The following is a 17,350-nucleotide window of genomic DNA, read 5'->3' as shown; positions in this document are numbered from 1 at the left end:
AGAGAGAAGGACATGACCACGTCCACGCCGGCACCGCACGGCACCGCCGACGCGGGCACCGCCGGCACACCGGCCACCCAGGGCAACCGGGGCGGCGGCGGCCTGCTCGACCCGAAGCAACTGATCCGCTCGCTGCCGGACGCGTTGCGCAAGCTCGGCCCCCGTACGCTCTGGCGCAACCCGGTCATGCTGATCGTCGAGATCGGCGCGCTCTTCACCACGGTGCTCGCCGTCGCCGACCCGTCGGTGTTCGCGATCGCGATCGCGGTCTGGCTGTGGCTGACCGTGCTCTTCGCCAACCTCGCCGAGGCGGTCGCCGAGGGACGCGGCAAGGCCCAGGCCGACACGCTGCGCCGGGCGAAGCAGGACACCATCGCCACCCGGCTCGTCGGCTGGATGCCCGGCGCGGCGGCGAACGCCTACCGCGACGAGGCCGTCCCCGCGCCGCACCTAAAGCAGGGCGACATCGTCCTGGTCGAGGCTGGGCAGATCATCCCCGGCGACGGCGACGTCGTAGAGGGCATCGCCAGCGTCGACGAGTCCGCCATCACCGGCGAGTCCGCGCCAGTGATCCGGGAGTCCGGCGGTGACCGCAGCGCCGTCACCGGCGGCACCCGCGTGCTCTCCGACCGGATCGTCGTCAAGATCACGCAGAAGCCGGGGGAGAGCTTCATCGACCGGATGATCGCGCTGGTGGAGGGCGCCAACCGGCAAAAGACCCCGAACGAGATCGCGCTGAACATTCTGCTCGCCGCGCTCACGATCATCTTCCTGCTGGCCGTCGTCACCCTCCAGCCCCTCGCCATCTTCTCCAAGGGCTACCAGGCGGCCGCACTGGACTCCGGTGCCGTCACCGACGCCGGCGTCACCGGCATCGTCCTGGTCTCGCTGCTGGTCTGCCTCATCCCGACCACCATCGGCGCGCTGCTGTCCGCGATCGGCATCGCCGGCATGGACCGCCTCGTCCAGCGCAATGTCCTGGCGATGAGCGGCCGGGCCGTCGAGGCGGCGGGTGACGTCAACACACTGCTGCTCGACAAGACCGGCACCATCACCCTGGGCAACCGGCAGGCCGCCGAGTTCCTGCCGGTCGAGGGCGTCGACGCGGTGGCGGTCGCCGACGCCGCGCAGCTCTCCAGCCTGGCCGACGAGACGCCCGAGGGCCGGTCGGTAGTCGTCCTCGCGAAGAACGAATTCGGGCTGCATGAGCGTGAGCCGGGACTCATCCCGCACGCCACTTTCGTGCCCTTCACCGCACAGACCCGGATGAGCGGCGTCGACCTGGGCGCGGAGAGCGTCGACGGGGGCGGACGCCGGATCCGCAAGGGCGCCGCCGCAGCGGTGATGAAGTGGGTACGCGACAACGATGGCCACCCGACCGAGCAGGTCGGCGAGCTGGTCGACGCGATCAGTGGCAGCGGCGGCACCCCGCTGGTCGTCGCCGAGCACGTCGACGGTGGGCCGGCCCGGGCGCTCGGCGTCATCCACCTCAAGGACGTCGTCAAGGCCGGCATGCGTGAGCGGTTCGACGAGATGCGCCGGATGGGCATCCGGACCGTGATGATCACCGGCGACAACCCGCGGACGGCGAGGGCGATCGCCGACGAGGCCGGGGTGGACGACTTCCTCGCGGAGGCCACTCCGGAGGACAAGCTCGCCCTGATCAGGAAGGAGCAGGAGGGCGGCCGGCTGGTCGCGATGACCGGCGACGGCACCAACGACGCGCCCGCGCTGGCCCAGGCGGACGTCGGCGTCGCCATGAACACCGGCACGTCGGCCGCGAAGGAGGCCGGCAACATGGTCGACCTCGACTCCGACCCGACCAAGCTGATCGAGATCGTCGAGATCGGCAAGCAGTTGCTGATCACGCGTGGTGCGCTGACCACGTTCAGCATCTCGAACGACATCGCGAAGTACTTCGCGATCATCCCGGCCATGTTCGCCGGCATCTACCCGAGCCTGAACACGCTGAACGTGATGCGGCTGGCCAGCCCCGAGTCGGCGATCCTGTCCGCGGTCATCTTCAACGCCCTCGTGATCATCGCGCTGATCCCGTTGGCCCTGCGCGGTGTGCGGTACCGGCCGGCGTCGGCGTCGCAGCTGCTCAGCCGCAACCTGCTGATCTACGGCCTCGGCGGGATCATCGTGCCGTTCGTCGGCATCAAGCTCATCGACCTGCTCATCCAGTTCATCCCGGGGATCTGACATGCGCCTTCCCAGTTGGCTCGCCCAACACCTCGCCGCCCTGCGCGCGGTGCTCGTCTTCACGGTGCTGCTCGGGCTGGCGTACCCGCTCGCCCTCGTCGCCGTCGGCCGGCTCCCCGGCCTCGACGGCAAGGCCGACGGCTCGCTGGTGACCGTCGGCGGCCGGAAGGTCGGCAGCTCGCTGATCGGGCAGTCCTTCACCGACGCCGACGGCAACCCCGTCCGCCGCTACTTCCAGTCCCGGCCGTCCGCGGCCGGCGGCGGCTACGACCCCACCGCCACCGCGGCCAGCAACCTCGGCCCGGAGAGCGTGGTCGACACCATCGCCACCAACCCCGACGACTCCACCCAGAGCCTGCTCACCCAGGTCTGCTCCCGCAGCAAGGCGATCGGCGACCTCGACGGCGTCGACGGGCGGCGCCCGTACTGCACCCCGGACGGCGTCGGCGCGGTGCTGGCCGTGTTCCGGGCCGACGGACTGACCGGCCGGATCACCCGGGTGGTCAGCGTCAACCAGGTCGCGCCGGCCACTCCCTTCATGAGCAGCTATCAGGGGGTGCCGGTTGAGGTGGCCCAGTCGGGCCACGACTACGTCGCCGAGGGCGGCGTGGTCACCCCCATCCGGGGTGACGCACCCGCCGAGCCGGCGGTACCCGCCGACGCGGTCACCGCCAGCGGCAGCGGCCTCGACCCGCACATCAGCCCCGCGTACGCGGAGATCCAGGTCGCCCGCGTGGCGCGCGAGCGCGGCGCGGACCCGGCCGCGGTCCGTAAGCTGATCAAGGAGCACACCACCGGCCGTTCGCTGGGTTTCATGGGCGAACCCGGCGTCAACGTCCTCGAACTCAACCTCGCCCTCGACGAGAAGTTCCCCGCCCGCTGATGCTCGGTCTACGGGCAGGGCCGAGCTGCGGTGCCGGCCCTGCCCGACACCGTCCCGCCGGTCCGCCACACAGCGGGCGCCGAAGAAGCCGACTTCCCCAGCGCCCTCACCAGAGAGGATCTTCTGCGTGTCACGAGGAGAGCTTCGCATCTACCTGGGAGCCGCCCCCGGCGTCGGCAAGACCTACGCCATGCTGGAGGAGGCCCAACGCCGTGCGGAACGCGGCACCGATGTAGTGATCGGCTTCGTCGAGACCCACGGCCGCAAGCACACCGCCGCCATGATCGGCGACCTGGAGCAGGTGCCCCGCCGCACGATGACCTACCGGGGCGTTGAATTCACCGAGATGGACCTCGACGCCGTCCTCGCGCGCCGACCCGATGTCGCCGTGGTTGACGAACTGGCGCACACCAACGTCCCCGGCTCGCGCAACGAGAAGCGCTGGCAGGACGTCCAGGACCTGCTGGACGCCGGGATCAGTGTGCTGACCACGGTCAACATCCAGCACCTGGAGTCGCTCAACGACGTCGTCGCCCAGATCACCGGCACCACCCAGCGGGAGACGGTGCCCGACCAAATCGTCCGCGCCGCCGAGCAGGTCGAACTGGTCGACATGACCCCGGAAGCGCTACGCCGCCGGATGGCGCACGGCAACATCTACCGCCCCGACAAGATCGACGCAACGCTGGGCAACTACTTCCGGGTCGGCAACCTCACCGCCCTGCGCGAACTGGCCCTGCTCTGGCTGGCCGACAAGGTCGACGACCAGCTCGACGCCTACCGGACCCAGCAGGGCATCTCCGCCACCTGGGAGGCCCGGGAACGGGTCGTCGTCGCGCTCACCGGCGGTCCCGAGGGTGACACCCTGATCCGCCGGGCGGCCCGGATCGCCGCCCGCAGCAAGGGCACCGACCTGCTCGCCGTGCACGTGGCCCGCAGCGACGGCCTGGCCGGCGCGGACCCGGCCCAGCTCGCCCGCCAGCGGGTGCTGGTGGAGAGCCTCGGCGGGACGTACCACCAGGTGCTGGGCACCGACGTGCCGCAAGCACTGCTGGACTTCGCCAAGGGGGTCAACGCCACCCAGCTCGTGCTCGGCGCGAGCCGGCGGGGACGCCTCGCCCAGGTGTTCTCCCGCGGGGTCGGGGTGACTACCACTGCGCTTTCCGGCGCGATCGACGTGCACCTGGTGACCCATCCCGAGGCGGGTCGGGGCCGGCGCACGAGCGGGGTCCCGGCGGCACTGTCGCGCCGACGCCGGATGCTCGGCTTCGCGCTGGCCGGGCTGGGGATGCCGCTGCTCACGCTGCTGTTGTGGGCACTGCCGGATCTCACCCTGACCAACGACATCCTGCTGTTCCTCGCCGGAGTCGTCGGGGTGGCGCTGGTCGGCGGGCTGTGGCCGGCGCTGGCCGCCGCGCTCGGCGGGTCCCTGCTGCTGAACTGGTTCTTCACCCCGCCCTACTACACCCTGACCATCGCCGAGGCGGACAACCTGCTCGCCCTGGGCGTCTTCGTCGGCGTCGCGGTCGCGGTGAGCGGGGTGGTCGACGTGGCGGCGAGGCGGACCAGAGAGGCGGCGCGCGCGTCCGCCGACGCGCAGACGCTGGCCACCGTCGCCGGCGGCGTGCTGCGCGGGCAACGTCCGCTGCCCGCGCTGCTGGACCGGCTGCGGGAGACCTTCGCGCTGCGCGCGGTCAGCGTCCTGGAACTGGCCGCGGACGCCGAGGGGCGGCCCGGCCGAGCTCGCGAGGAGGGCGCCTGGCGGGTCGTGGCCAGCGTGGGAGAGGCGCCGGTGTGCAGTCCCAGCGCGGGAGAGACGGCGGTACCGGTCGACGACCGGCTCACCGTCGTGCTCGCCGGCCGGCGACTGGAGGCTGCCGACCGTCGGGTGGTCGAGGCGTTCGCCGCCCAGGCCGCCGTCGCGCTGCGCCAGGAACGCCTTGCCGAGGAGGCGGCCACCGCCAGGCCGCTCGCGGAGGCCGACCGGATGCGCACCGCGCTGCTCGCCGCGGTCAGCCATGACCTGCGTACGCCGCTGGCCTCGGCGAAGGCGGCGGTGAGCAGCCTGCGTAGCCATGACGTCGAGTTCGACGCCGACGACCGCGAGGAGCTGCTGGCCACCGCCGACGAGTCCCTGGACCGGCTGCACCGGCTGGTGGCGAACCTGCTGGACATGAGCCGGCTGCAGGCCGGCGCGCTCGGGGTCTCCACCACCGCGATCGGGCTGGAGGACGCCGTACCGCGGGCACTGGACGAACTGGGCCCGATGGCGGCCGATGTCACCACCGACATTCCGGCCGACCTGCCGGCCGCCGCCGCCGACCCGGGCCTGCTGGAACGGGTGCTGGTCAACATCGTGGCCAACGCGCTGCGGCACAGCCCACCCGGGCAGCCGCCCACCATCACCGCCAGCGCCCACGCCGGGCAGGTCGAGCTGCGGATCATCGACACCGGGCCGGGTATCCCCGAGGACCAGTGGGAACACGTCTTCCTGCCGTTCCAGCGCCTCGGTGACCGGGACAACCAGACCGGCGTCGGACTCGGCCTCGCCCTGTCCCGCGGCCTCGCCGAGGCCATGGGTGGCAGCATCACCCCCGAGACCACCCCGGGCGGCGGGCTGACTATGGTGCTGCGGCTGCCCGCCACCGCGCAGACGACACCAGAAGGGCCGCCGCAATGACCCGAATCCTCGTCGTCGACGACGAACCGCAGATCCTGCGTGCTCTGCGGATCAACCTGCGCGCCCGCGGCTACGACGTCGAGGTCGCCGACACCGGCGCCGCGGCCCTCAAGGCCGCCGTCAGTCATCCCCCGGACCTGGTCGTGCTCGACCTGGGACTACCCGACCTCGACGGCATCGACGTCATTCGAGGACTCCGCGGGTGGACCACCGTGCCGATCATCGTGCTCTCCGGTCGGGCCGGCAGCGAGGACAAGGTCGCCGCCCTCGACGCCGGCGCCGACGACTACGTCACCAAACCCTTCGGCGTCGACGAACTCCTCGCCCGCATCCGCGCGGTCACCCGCCGCCTCACCTCGACACCGGCCGACACTGCGGCGCCCGCCACGACGGCCGCCGCCCGGGTCGGCCGGCACACCGTCAACCTCGCCGACCGCACCGTCACCCGAGACGACGGCACCGAGGTGCGGCTCACCCCCACCCAGTGGGCCATGCTCGACAAGCTGCTGCGCCACCCCGGCAAGCTGATCAGCCAGCGCCAGCTGCTGCACGACGTGTGGGGCCCGGAATACCAGCACGAGACCAACTACCTACGGCAGTACATGGCGCAGCTGCGCCGCAAGCTCGAAGACGACCCCGCCCGCCCGCGGCACCTCATCACCGAACCGGGTATGGGCTACCGCTACCGGCCCTGACTTCTTGACGGCGGCACCGTACGCGTTTCGGCCTCGCGGCGGGTCAAGGGCGTCGGCGTCAAAACGGCGTGAAAAAGACGTGGCTACGCGTTAAATCTGCGTAGTGACGGTCGCCGGTCCGCCCTGCGGGCCTGATCATGGGCGACGGAACGTCGTGGTTGACCGGGCGATGGTCCGGTAGCCGTGCGGCAACGCCTGGGTCTTGCCCGGCCAGCAGGTACGTGCTGGGCCCGCTCTTCCGGTTACCGGAGAACTGGGGAGGCACGATGAGCGTCAGCGCGCGCGACCGGGTACGGGAACGGGAGAAACGCCAACTGCGGGGCTGGTTGCTGGCCGACACGGCTGCCCGCCCGGCTCGGGAGGGCCCGTACGCCCGCCCGCCGCAGCAGCGCCGCCACGCCTGGTGGAAGGTCATGTGCCTGACCGGCGTGGACTACTTCTCCACCCTCGGCTATCAGCCGGGCATCGCGGCGCTGGCCGCCGGCGTGCTGTCCCCGATCGCAACCCTGGTGCTGGTCCTGGTCACCCTGCTCGGGGCGCTGCCGGTCTACCGGCGGGTCGCGCACGACAGCCCGCACGGTGAGGGCTCCATCGCGATGCTGGTGCGGCTGCTGACCTACTGGCAGGGCAAGGTGTTCGTGCTGGTTCTGCTCGGCTTCGCGGCGACCGACTTCATCATCACCATCACCCTGTCGGCGGCCGATGCCACCGCGCACATCGATGAGAACCCGTTCTGGCCAGACAGCCTGCGCGGCCACCCGGTGATCGTCACGCTCCTGCTGGTGGCGCTGCTCGGCGCGGTGTTCCTCAAGGGATTCACCGAGGCGATCGGCATCGCCGTCGGGCTGGTGGGGGTATACCTGGCACTCAACGCCGTGGTGGTGGTCGACGGGCTCTGGCGGGTGCTCACTCACCCCACCGTGGTCGGCGACTGGACCACCGCACTGACCGCGCAGCACGGCGACCCGCTACTCATGATCGGCATCGCGCTGCTCGTCTTTCCCAAGCTCGCGCTGGGCCTGTCCGGCTTCGAGACCGGCGTCGCGGTCATGCCGCACATCAAGGGCGACCCGGACGACACCGACGCGACGCCGGCCGGGCGGATCCGGGGCGCGCGTCGCCTGCTCACCACCGCCGCCGTGATCATGAGCATCTTCCTGGTGACCAGCAGCATCGTCACCACCGTGCTCATCCCAGCCGACGCCTTCAAGCCGGGCGGGCCGGCGAACGGGCGGGCCCTGGCGTACCTGGCGCACCAGCACCTCGGTGGGGTGTTCGGCACCGTCTACGACCTGTCCACCATCGCGATCCTGTGGTTCGCCGGCGCCTCGGCGATGGCCGGCCTGCTCAACCTGGTCCCGCGCTACCTGCCCCGCTATGGCATGGCGCCCACGTGGGCCCGCGCGGTGCGACCGCTGGTGCTGGTGTTCACCGCGGTGGCGTTCCTGATCACGGTGATCTTCAACGCCAGCGTCGACGCCCAGGGCGGCGCCTACGCCACCGGCGTGCTGGTGCTGATCACGTCGGCGGCGACCGCGGTGACGCTCTCCGCCCGACACCGGCGCCAGCACGGTCGTACGGTGGCGTTTGGGATCATCGCGGTGATCTTCGTCTACACCACGATCGCGAACGTGGTGGAGCGGCCCGACGGTGTGAAGATCGCCGCCGCATTCATCGCCGGCATCATCGCGGTGTCCCTGCTTTCCCGGCTGTTCCGGGCGTTCGAGCTGCGGGTCGAGGCGGTCGAACTGGACGCGACGGCCCGGCGGTTCGTCGTCGACTGCGCCCGGCGGCGCATCCGGCTGATCGCGCACGAGTCGAGCACGGGGAATCCGGCCGAGTATCGCGACAAACTGGCCCAGATCGTGAAGGACAATGACTTTCCGGCCGACAGTGACGTCATCTTCGTCGAGGTCACCGTCACCGATCCGTCGGATTTCGAGACCGAGTTGCACGTCAGCGGGGCGATCGTGCATGGCAGGTACCGGGTGCTCCGGTTGGCCAGTTCCTCCGTGCCCAACGCCCTCGCCGCGCTCCTGCTACACATCCGCGACCTGACCCATCGCCGCCCCCACATCTACTTCGAGTGGACCGAGGGCAACCCTGCCGGCAATTTCCTGCGCTACCTGGTCTTCGGTCAGGGTGAGATCGCCCCCGTCACCCGGGAGATCCTGCGTCGGCAGGAACCCGACCCGACTCGGCGGCCGCACGTGCACACCGGCTGACCCGCTCCCGACGCGTCCGACGGACCGGGCCGCAAGACCCTGCACCCGGGCCCGCCCGGGGCGAACATCGAGGGGGTACGCGGACCTGGAGGAAACTCATGGCTGACAGCGACGTCCGTCCCGCCCGACGGCACCGGCACGCCCATCGGCCGCCGGCCGTGGTCAACCGGCTGATTCTGGCGGTCCTGCGTTCCCGGCGCCTGCATGGCCTGCTCGACGGGCAACTGTGCGAGGTGCGATACCGCGCCGCCGACGGGCGGGCGGTGAGCCTCCCGGTGCTTTACGCCGTGGCGGGGGAGCGGTATGTCGTGCTCGTCGGCGACGCCTCGGACAAGTGCTGGTGGCGGCACTTCCGCCGACCGGCCGAGGTTCAGGTGTGCCGGGGCGGCCGGTGCCGTACCGGCCTCGGTCGGGTGGTCCCGCGGGGCGACCCGGCCTTCGGTCCGGCCGCGCAGGCGTACGCCCGGCGGCACCGCGTGCTGGTCGGCCCGGACGACCAGCTCCTGGTGCTGGACCTGCCCGCGGCGGCGTCCACCTGAGGCCATGTTCGGCGGTCCGGGGGAGGAACGGCGTGCGGGTTGGTATGTCTGTGGGGTGACGGAGCCAGCGAAGGACGGGCAACCTCCCGGCGGCGACGGCGGCCTCGAAGCCCTCCGCGTGCTGAAACGACGCCTATCCGACGTCGTCTACCAAGCCCTACGCACCGACTCCACACCCCCAGCTTGACAGAGGAGCTATGTACAGTCCCGCCTCTACGACGTTCAGCACGACGACGGTCGCGCCGGAGGACAGGCGTTCCTGCAGGCCGATGACGGCAGCTCGCTCGAGATCAGCGAGGCACCTGGACTCCAGCGGTCTCCCGATCCCAGACGTCGTCGTTCGACTCCTTGCGCAAGAGGTCCTTGCGGATCTTCGCCGTGGCGGTGCGCGGGAGGTCCTCGACGAACTTCACGTACCGCGGGACCGAGTAGCGGGGCATCCGGTCGATGAGGAACTTGACCAGCACCTCCTCGGTCAGCGTCGAGCCGGCGCGACGAACGACGTAGATCTTCACCTCCTGCTCCATGTGCTCGGCATCGACCGCCACCGCGGCGCACACCTCGACCTCAGGATGGGCGAGCACCTCGCGCTCCACCTCAACCGAGGAGATGTTCTCTCCGCGTCGACGGATGGCGTCCTTGGTGCGGTCAACGAAGTAGTGGTAGCCGTCCGCGTCGCGCTTGAGCAGGTCGCCAGTGTGGAACCATCCGTTGCGCCATGCCCTCGCGTTGGCCTCGACGTTCCCGAGGTACTCCCCACCGATGAGCCAAGGGCGGTCGCTGCGTGCGATGACCTCTCCGACCGTTCCGGGAGGCACCTCCATGTCGTGCTCATCGACGATGCGGACGTCGAAACCCCTCCGTGGCTTGCCACAGGACCTGCGAGCGATCCCCTCACGGTCGTCCACGGTGAGGATGGCGTTCGACTCCGTGGAGCCGAACGACGTCCGAACCTCCACGCCGAAGCGGTCGGCGAACTCTTCGACCCGCGGGTGCACCGGGATCATGGCCACGCTGCGCAGGCTGCAGTCGGCATCCGACGGCTTCGGGGGCTGGCGCAGAAGGAAGTCGGCCATGGTGCCGACCAGCGTCGTCGCGGTCGCGCCGGCGCGAGTCGCGTCTTCGGCAAACGTACTGGCACTGAAGCGGCTCGCGATGTGCGTGGTTCCTCCGGCCGTGATCGCAGCGAACAGGCCACCAGCCAACCCGGTGATGTGGAACATGGGACAGACGACGTAGAACACCGGGTCGCTCCACGTGACCTTCTGGAGCTCCACAGGATGGCTGACGGTCAGCGCGTACCCGTTGGACAGCTTGACGCCCTTCGAACTGCCGGTCGTGCCCGACGTGTATCCGATGAGCAGGGTGTCCCACACCTTGCGCTCCAAGGGGACCACCGCCTCGGCGGCGGCAACCTCGGCGAAGGTGGCCAGGCGCGTCGCCGGGATCGCCGGCGTGGCGCCGAGGTCCCCGCGGACGACGATCGTCTTCATCGGTTCGGCGCAGGCGACCAGGAAGGTGTCAAAGTGATTCGCCTCGACGATTGCCTTCGTCGCTCCGCTGTCACGAATGACATGCTCGAGGATGGTTCCCTTGTGCATCGTGTTGACCGGGACGCTCACACCACCCAGAAAGTTGACGGCGATGACGGCGAGCGCATAGTCCGCGGAGTTGTCGAGCATGAGGAGGACGTGGTCGCCTTCGGCGACGCCCAACGACGAAAGACCTCCGGCCAGCTTCGCGGCGCTTGTCCACAGATCCGCGTAGGTGAACTCGCATGCCTCGTCGCGGACCGCGCTGAATCCCGGCCGCTCGTCGACCTGTCGCCGCAGCAGCGACGTCAGCGTGAAGTCCTCAAAATCGTGCGATGCGCCAGCATCCTTCGGGTCGTTCATGGCGTCGCGGCTCCCTTTACTTCTTCAGTGGCGCGGGATCGGGGCAGGGTCGCTTCGGGTGTGCATCGTGACTTTGAACACAGATCCTGATCCCTGCGAGACGATGTTCCGATCTCTGGAACCGAGGCCCACGCTTGTTCGGCTCACCGGGCGCGGCGGCGGACGAATCAGGTGCGGTCTGGCCCGTCGCGGCGTGCCCACGCGCGCCAGACTGTTCCGGTGTGCTGAACGGCTGTCGGTCGGCGCAAGCCCCCATACCTAGTGTCGTGCATTACATCACGCGCCGAGGGCTCGAGCGACGCGGTCGACATAGCACGAGCGAACCTCCAGCGGTCCGTCTAGGTTTTGGAGAAGTCCCTTGATCAACGCACCCTTTCATCGCCGAATGTCCACCTTTGCGGCATTCATCGTGACCACGGCACTCATAGTCACCGCGTGTGGCGGCAGTAACGACGACGGCGGTACGGCTTCGGCAGGGCCCATCAAGATCGGTGTGGCCACCTCGGTCACTGGCCACAGCGCAAGCCTCGTCGGCATGACGGCCCCGGTCGCTGAGGCGTGGGCCAAGTACGCCAACGAGCTCGGTGGCATCGGGGGCCACGAGGTCGAAATTGTCATCGGAGACACCAAGGCGGACCCCGCTGCGGGTCTCACCGTGGCCCGGCAGTTGGTGCAACGCGACAAGGTGTCGGCCGTCATCGTCGCCGACAGCACGGCGGAGGCGCCGGTGCTAGAGTACCTGGAGAAGTCCGGCGTGCCGGTGCTCGGTCTGTCGTACGCACCCGGTGCCGTGGGCAAGCTTAGCAATCTCTACGCCGCAACGACAGCAGCCGAGACTTATGTGCCCGCGGTCGTCACGGCCGCAAAGTCACACGGGGTCAAGAAGCTCGGGAACGTGTACTGTGCCGAGTCCCCGATCTGCGCCGGCGTCAGCGACGTGTACTCAGCCGCGTCCGAGAAGCTAGGCATCGAGTACGACTCGGGCCCGAAGGTGACGTCGTCCGCCCCTGACTATACGGCCGAGTGCCTGCAGCTCATCGACATGAAGGTCGACGAGATCCAGCTCGACCTCTCGCCGGTGCCCGGCAGCCGCGTGGCTGAGGCGTGCATCCGCCAGGGATACGCGGGCGTCTTCGGCACGACGACGGCCAGCTTCAACCAGGACTCCATGTCGAAGGTCAAGGGCGTCACGTTCATCGGGCCGATCAACTCGTTCCCGTGGTGGATCGATCACCCCGGCGTCAAGGCCTTCAACGACGCGATGAGCAAGCACGCGGGCAAGACCGTCACCCGGACGCCGGTCGCCACCTCCACGTGGGTGCAGCTCGAGCTGCTCCGCAAGGCGCTGGACGGCACCGACGTGGCCGACGTCTCACCCGCGGGGGTCAAGAAGGCGCTGAGCGGCGTGAAGGACGAGACGCTCGGCGGGCTCCTGCCCCAGCCCCTGACCTTTACGGAGAACGGCCCTCAGCCGAAGATCAACTGCTTTTGGATGGCTGAGTATACCGCCGGTGACGCATCGCCGAAGCTGCTCCCCGCACAGGGCGAGTCGGGCAACGGTGAGACGGGCGAGCTCGCCTCGACCTGCCTGTAGCCGCGACGATGTCTCTGGAGCGCCGCCATGACGATGGTGCTTCAGAGACATCGTCTGCCTCGAGACGACCAAGGAACCCCTCATGAGCAGTCTCCTGCCCTACATCATCGCCGGCATCACGACGGGTGCCGTCTACGGCCTCGCCGGCTCCGGACTCGTGATCACCTACAAGACCTCGGGCATCTTCAACTTCGCGCACGGCGCCATCGCCGCGGTCGCCGCGTACCTCTTCTACTGGCTCTGGCAGGTCCACGGGGTGCCATGGCCCATCGCGTTCGCCCTCGCCGTTCCGGTGCTGGGTGCCGTCCTGGGGGTGGTGCTGGAGCTGGTGGGACGCCACATTGTGCACCGCCGGGTCGCGCTGCAGATCGTCGGCACGGTCGGCATGATCCTCATGGTCCAGGCGCTCGCCACCCTAAAGTTCGGCCCGGATCCGCTCCGGATGGATCAGTACCTGCCGGGCGGCAAGTCGACCTTCGACCTCGCCGGCGTCAACATCGGCTGGGATCAGCTCCAGGTGACGTGCGTGGCGGTGCTCGCCGCGGCGGCTCTCTACACGTTCTTCCGTCGGTCCCGCATGGGGCTGGCAATGCGGGCGGTGGTCGACGACGACGCACTCGTCGGTCTCCACGGCACGAACCCGAACCGGGTCCGTCGCGCGGCCTGGATCATCGGATCGACGTTGGCGTCCGCGTCCGGGGTCCTGCTGGCCCCGATGGTCGGTCTGGAGTCGATCGCGCTGACCTATCTCGTGGTCTCCGCGATCGGTGCAGCCGCCTTCGGCGGCTTCACCAGCATTCCGTTGACGTCCGTGGGCGGACTCGTGCTCGGCGTCGTAGCGGCGCTGCTGCAGCGATGGACGATCGAGGTCTCCTGGCTGTCGGGCCTGCCGATTAGCCTGCCCTTCATCGTCCTGCTCGTGGCGCTGATGGTCACTCCGAAGCGGAAGCTCGGCGAAGCGCGTCAGACCCAGCAACGCATCGTGGTGCGGACGCGAGCGCCGGGATCCGTGATGGCGATCATGGCGGTCATCGTCGTGGGTCTGCTGGCCCTGGCTCCACGGTACGCCGAGCTGGAGCTGATCAACTACATGCACGGACTGACGCTGATGATCATGCTCCTGTCGCTGGGGCTGCTTGTGCGGACCTCCGGTCAGGTATCCATGTGTCACGCCGCGTTTGCGGGCATCGGTGCCTTCACATTCTCCCAGATCGTTACCCAGGCGGGGCTTGGCTGGGCCCCTGCCGTGCTGCTGGGCGCCTTGGTCGTGGTCCCCGTGGCTGCGCTCGTGGCCCTTCCGGCGATTCGTCTGAGGGGACTGTTCCTCGCTCTGGCGACCCTGGCGTTCGGCATTGCGGTCGAGCGGTTGGTCTATCCGCTCGACTTCGCCTTCGGGAACGACGGCGTGGGCCGTCTGATGCCGAGGCCATCGTGGGCCGAGACCGACGAGGCGTTCTACTACCTCCTACTCTCGATCACGGTCGCGACAGCCGTCTTCATGTACCTGATCGACCGCGGCCGACTGGGGCGCATGCTGCGTGGGCTCTCGGAGTCTCCGACGGCGGTCCAGGCGATGGGGCTCACCACGAGCAGCATCAAGGTCCTCGTGTTCGCTCTATCGGGCTTCTTCGCTGGCCTCTCGGGGATCCTGTACGGCACAACCGTCAGCTACGCGACCTACGTCGACGCGAACTACACGTCGTTCCACTCGCTCGTCCTGCTGGTGATCTTCGTGATCGCACCGCTGGGCGCGCCCTGGTACGCGATCTTCGGACTGCCCGTCGCGATCCTTCCGGCCTACCTGCACGGCGAGGGCCTCGAAAACTGGCTGAACCTCCTCTTCGGAGCGTTCGCCGTCGCGGTCTCCCTGCAGGGCGGCGCGGCCCCGCTGCCGAAGCGCTTCAGCGACCTCCTCGCCAGGTTCGCATGGTCGCCACAGGGCCGGTCCGTCACGCTGGCGGACCTGCCGTCGGTTCCAGGTGCGGCACCGCGCCCGCCCGGGGCGGATGGTCTCGACGTGCGCGAACTGAGAGTCCACTTCGGCGGTCTGCGTGCTGTCGACGGAGTGACCATCTCGGCACCGATGGGTCGGGTCACCGGCCTCATCGGTCCCAACGGCGCGGGCAAGACGACGATGTTCAACGCCTGCAGCGGCCTGGTGCGTTCCACGACGGGGCGCGTGCTGCTCCACGGGGAGGACATCGGCGGCCTCAGCGCGCAACGCCGGGCACGTGCGGGTCTGGGGCGCACGTTCCAGGTCACGGAGCTCTGCGGCTCGTTGACCGTGCGGGAAAACGTGGCCATGGGGCGGGAGGCGGCGGCGGCTGGGTGGAATCCCTTGTCGCAGATGGCCGTACGTGTCGCTCCCGGCGAGCGGAGCGTGGTCGCGGCCGCGACCGAGTCGGCGCTGGAGTTGTGTGGCATCGCCGCCCTGGCTGAGGTACCCGCAGGCAACCTGTCGACGGGCGAACGCCGCCTCGTCGAGGTGGCGCGCTGCCTGGCCGGCGACTTCGACGTGCTCATGCTGGACGAGCCATCGGCGGGTCTGGACCACGCCGAGAGCGATCGACTCCGAGCGGTGCTTGAGCGGGTCGTGCAGGAGAGAAACTGCGCGATCCTACTCGTCGAGCACGACATGGCGTTCGTGATGCAGGTGTGCGACTACCTGTACGTCATCGACTTCGGCAAGCCGTTGTTCGAGGGAACTCCCGCCGAGGTCGCGGCCAGCGCAGTGGTGCAGGCGGCCTACCTGGGATCGTCCTTCGCCCAGCACCTGCCGAAGGCCGACAACTGTCTCGTCACCGGAGGGACACCATGAGCCAGAGCCCGATCGACACGACGAGTGCTCCCGAGAACGACGCGGCGCTGCTCGTCTCGGACCTGAGCGTCGGCTACGGGCAGACAGACGTCCTGCGCGGCGTCTCGCTGCGGGTGGACGCCGGGTCGGTGACGGCCCTCGTCGGACCCAACGGCGCGGGAAAGACCACTCTGCTTCGGGCCGTCAGCGGGCTGCTGCCGGTCAAGGAGGGCAGCGTCCAGTTCTTCGGCGACGACGTCACGCGACTCGAGCCGTTCCGGCGCGCGCAGCAGGGTCTGTGCCACATCCCGGAGGGCAGGGCCGTCTATCGCTCCCTGACCGTCCGGGAGAACCTCCAGCTGCAGGCCTCGCCGGACCGTGAGACCGAGGCGATCGAGCGTGCAGTGGCCGCCTTCCCGATCCTAGGGGATCGGCTCGGCCAGCAGGCCGGCACGATGAGTGGCGGTGAGCAGCAGATGCTGGCCATGGCCGCGGCGTACGTCAGGGACGTGCGGCTGATCGTGGTCGACGAGCCCTCCTTGGGCCTCTCGCCGGTGATGGTCGACAAGATCTATGAGTTCCTCGGAGCCATGGCAACAGGCGGAACGGCGCTCCTGCTCATCGACCAGTTCGTGGACCGGGCGATGGCCATGGCCGACGCAGCGTACGTCATGCGGCGTGGCGAGATCGTGTTCGACGGGGAGCCTGCGACGCTCATGGCCGGTGACGTGTTCGATCACTATGTAGGAGGCTGAGACCGGAAGGGAGGACGGTCCCGTCCGGAGCCCAGGGCCTTTCCGGCGTGTGGAACCGTTCTGCGCGCCGAGGGCGTCCGCGTGTGAGAGTGGGCAGCATGAGTAGCGCAGCGCAGCAGACAGCGCCCGCGGTCCGCGTGAAGCGCGTCGGTGTCGGCGACCTGGAGTTCAACGTCAACGAGTCGGGTGACCCAGGCTCGCCGACGCTGCTGTTCCTGCACGGGTCGGGTCCAGGAGCGACCGCGGCGTCCAACTGGCAGGCGATCCTCGAGGAGTTGGCCGATGACTTCCACTGCGTCGCGCCCGACGTGATCGGCTTCGGCGACTCAAGCCAGCCCGATCCGCGCCCCGCCGCTCTCGGGCCGTACACCCAGCTTCGGGTCGAGACGCTGGTAGGACTGGTCGACGCGATGGGGATCGACACCTTCACCGTCGTGGGCAACTCGATGGGCGGGATGTGGGCGCTCGGCATGGTGCGAGACATCCCTGAGCGGGTGGATCGGTTGGTGCTGATGGGCTCCGGTGGTGCCCCACTGCCGGTCGGCCCTTCGCTGCCGAAGCTGATCGGGTTCTACGACGAGCCAACTGTCGATGCAATGGCGGCGCTGCTGACCGACTTCGTCTACGAGCCGTCGATGTTCGGTGACCGCCTGCACGAGATCGCCGCCGAGCGTCTTCCGCGGGCGTTGCGCCCCGAGGTCGAGGCATCGCACCGGGCGACGTTCACCTTCGAGGTTCCGTGGGACTTCACCCCGTCCGACCTCGCGGCGATCCAGCAGGAGACGCTGGTCATCCACGGCCGTGACGATCGATTCGTAACGTTTGACGCCGGGGTCTACTACTTCACGCACATCCCGAACGCCCGCATCTACGGGATCGGCAAGTGCGGTCATTGGGCGCAGATCGAGCATCACGATCGGTTCGTCGCCGTGCTCCGCGAATTCCTGGCAGGAGCAGTGTAGGGGTATGACGAAGATCGTCACAGTTCGGCGCTTCTGAACTCGACTTGCTGACGATAGAGACGGCGCCGCCGCTTCGCCGCCCGACGAAGTCGACGGGATGGGTCTTATGTCCGGTGACGC

Annotated in this window: 11 protein-coding genes; 10 read left to right on the top strand and 1 reads right to left on the bottom strand. The window is 69.2% G+C overall.

Annotated features, from left to right (window positions below; translation table 11 throughout):
• The first annotated feature begins 12 nt into the window (after positions 1-12).
• From kdpB to JD77_RS01345, 6 genes are all read left to right on the top strand, one after another.
• The gene (kdpB, locus tag JD77_RS01370; protein WP_145772686.1) at positions 13-2,205 is read left to right on the top strand and encodes a potassium-transporting ATPase subunit KdpB; all 2,193 of its coding nucleotides are present in this window, start codon (positions 13-15) and stop codon (positions 2,203-2,205) included.
• 1 nt (position 2,206) lies between these two features.
• Positions 2,207-3,088 (top strand): potassium-transporting ATPase subunit C, encoded by an 882-nt coding sequence (locus JD77_RS01365; RefSeq protein WP_145772685.1) that lies wholly within the window; start codon positions 2,207-2,209, stop codon positions 3,086-3,088.
• 127 nt (positions 3,089-3,215) lie between these two features.
• On the top strand, positions 3,216-5,768 hold the full coding sequence (locus JD77_RS01360) for a sensor histidine kinase (RefSeq protein ID WP_145772684.1): 2,553 nt from the start codon (positions 3,216-3,218) through the stop codon (positions 5,766-5,768).
• A complete protein-coding gene (locus JD77_RS01355) occupies positions 5,765-6,463 on the top strand; it encodes a response regulator (RefSeq protein WP_145772683.1) in 699 nt (232 codons plus the stop codon). Before JD77_RS01360 ends, JD77_RS01355 begins: the two co-directional genes overlap by 4 nt.
• A gap of 266 nt (positions 6,464-6,729) precedes the next feature.
• Positions 6,730-8,688 carry an APC family permease gene (locus JD77_RS01350; RefSeq protein WP_145772682.1) on the top strand — a complete coding sequence of 653 codons (1,959 nt, stop codon included), beginning with the start codon at positions 6,730-6,732 and terminating at the stop codon, positions 8,686-8,688.
• Positions 8,689-8,786: 98 nt separating this feature from the next.
• Positions 8,787-9,227, top strand: coding sequence for a hypothetical protein (locus JD77_RS01345; protein ID WP_145772681.1), 441 nt, complete (start codon positions 8,787-8,789; stop codon positions 9,225-9,227).
• A 290-nt stretch (positions 9,228-9,517) separates the two neighbouring features.
• Here JD77_RS01345 and JD77_RS01340 read toward each other — a convergent pair whose 3' ends face one another.
• Entirely contained in the window at positions 9,518-11,122 is a 1,605-nt protein-coding gene (locus tag JD77_RS01340) for an AMP-binding protein (protein WP_145772680.1), read from the bottom strand.
• A 385-nt stretch (positions 11,123-11,507) separates the two neighbouring features.
• On the opposite strand from JD77_RS01340, the gene JD77_RS01335 reads away from it, so the two are divergent.
• The 4 genes from JD77_RS01335 to JD77_RS01320 all read left to right on the top strand — a co-directional run bounded on the left by JD77_RS01335 (position 11,508) and on the right by JD77_RS01320 (position 17,230).
• Positions 11,508-12,716 (top strand): ABC transporter substrate-binding protein, encoded by a 1,209-nt coding sequence (locus JD77_RS01335; RefSeq protein ID WP_145772679.1) that lies wholly within the window; start codon positions 11,508-11,510, stop codon positions 12,714-12,716.
• A gap of 82 nt (positions 12,717-12,798) precedes the next feature.
• Entirely contained in the window at positions 12,799-15,534 is a 2,736-nt protein-coding gene (locus JD77_RS01330; RefSeq protein ID WP_145772678.1) for a branched-chain amino acid ABC transporter permease/ATP-binding protein, read from the top strand.
• Complete coding sequence (locus tag JD77_RS01325) at positions 15,531-16,268, top strand: branched-chain amino acid ABC transporter ATP-binding protein (protein ID WP_145772677.1); 738 nt, start codon at positions 15,531-15,533, stop codon at positions 16,266-16,268. The genes JD77_RS01330 and JD77_RS01325 overlap by 4 nt, the downstream gene beginning before the upstream one ends.
• A gap of 98 nt (positions 16,269-16,366) precedes the next feature.
• On the top strand, positions 16,367-17,230 hold the full coding sequence (locus tag JD77_RS01320) for an alpha/beta fold hydrolase (protein ID WP_145772676.1): 864 nt from the start codon (positions 16,367-16,369) through the stop codon (positions 17,228-17,230).
• Positions 17,231-17,350: the final 120 nt, after the last annotated feature.

Source organism: Micromonospora olivasterospora, from assembly GCF_007830265.1.
In the GTDB taxonomy this organism is placed as follows: domain Bacteria; phylum Actinomycetota; class Actinomycetes; order Mycobacteriales; family Micromonosporaceae; genus Micromonospora; species Micromonospora olivasterospora.
The sequence above is the reverse complement of the archived record's forward strand: the minus strand, read 5'-3'. Positions and strand labels throughout refer to the sequence as shown.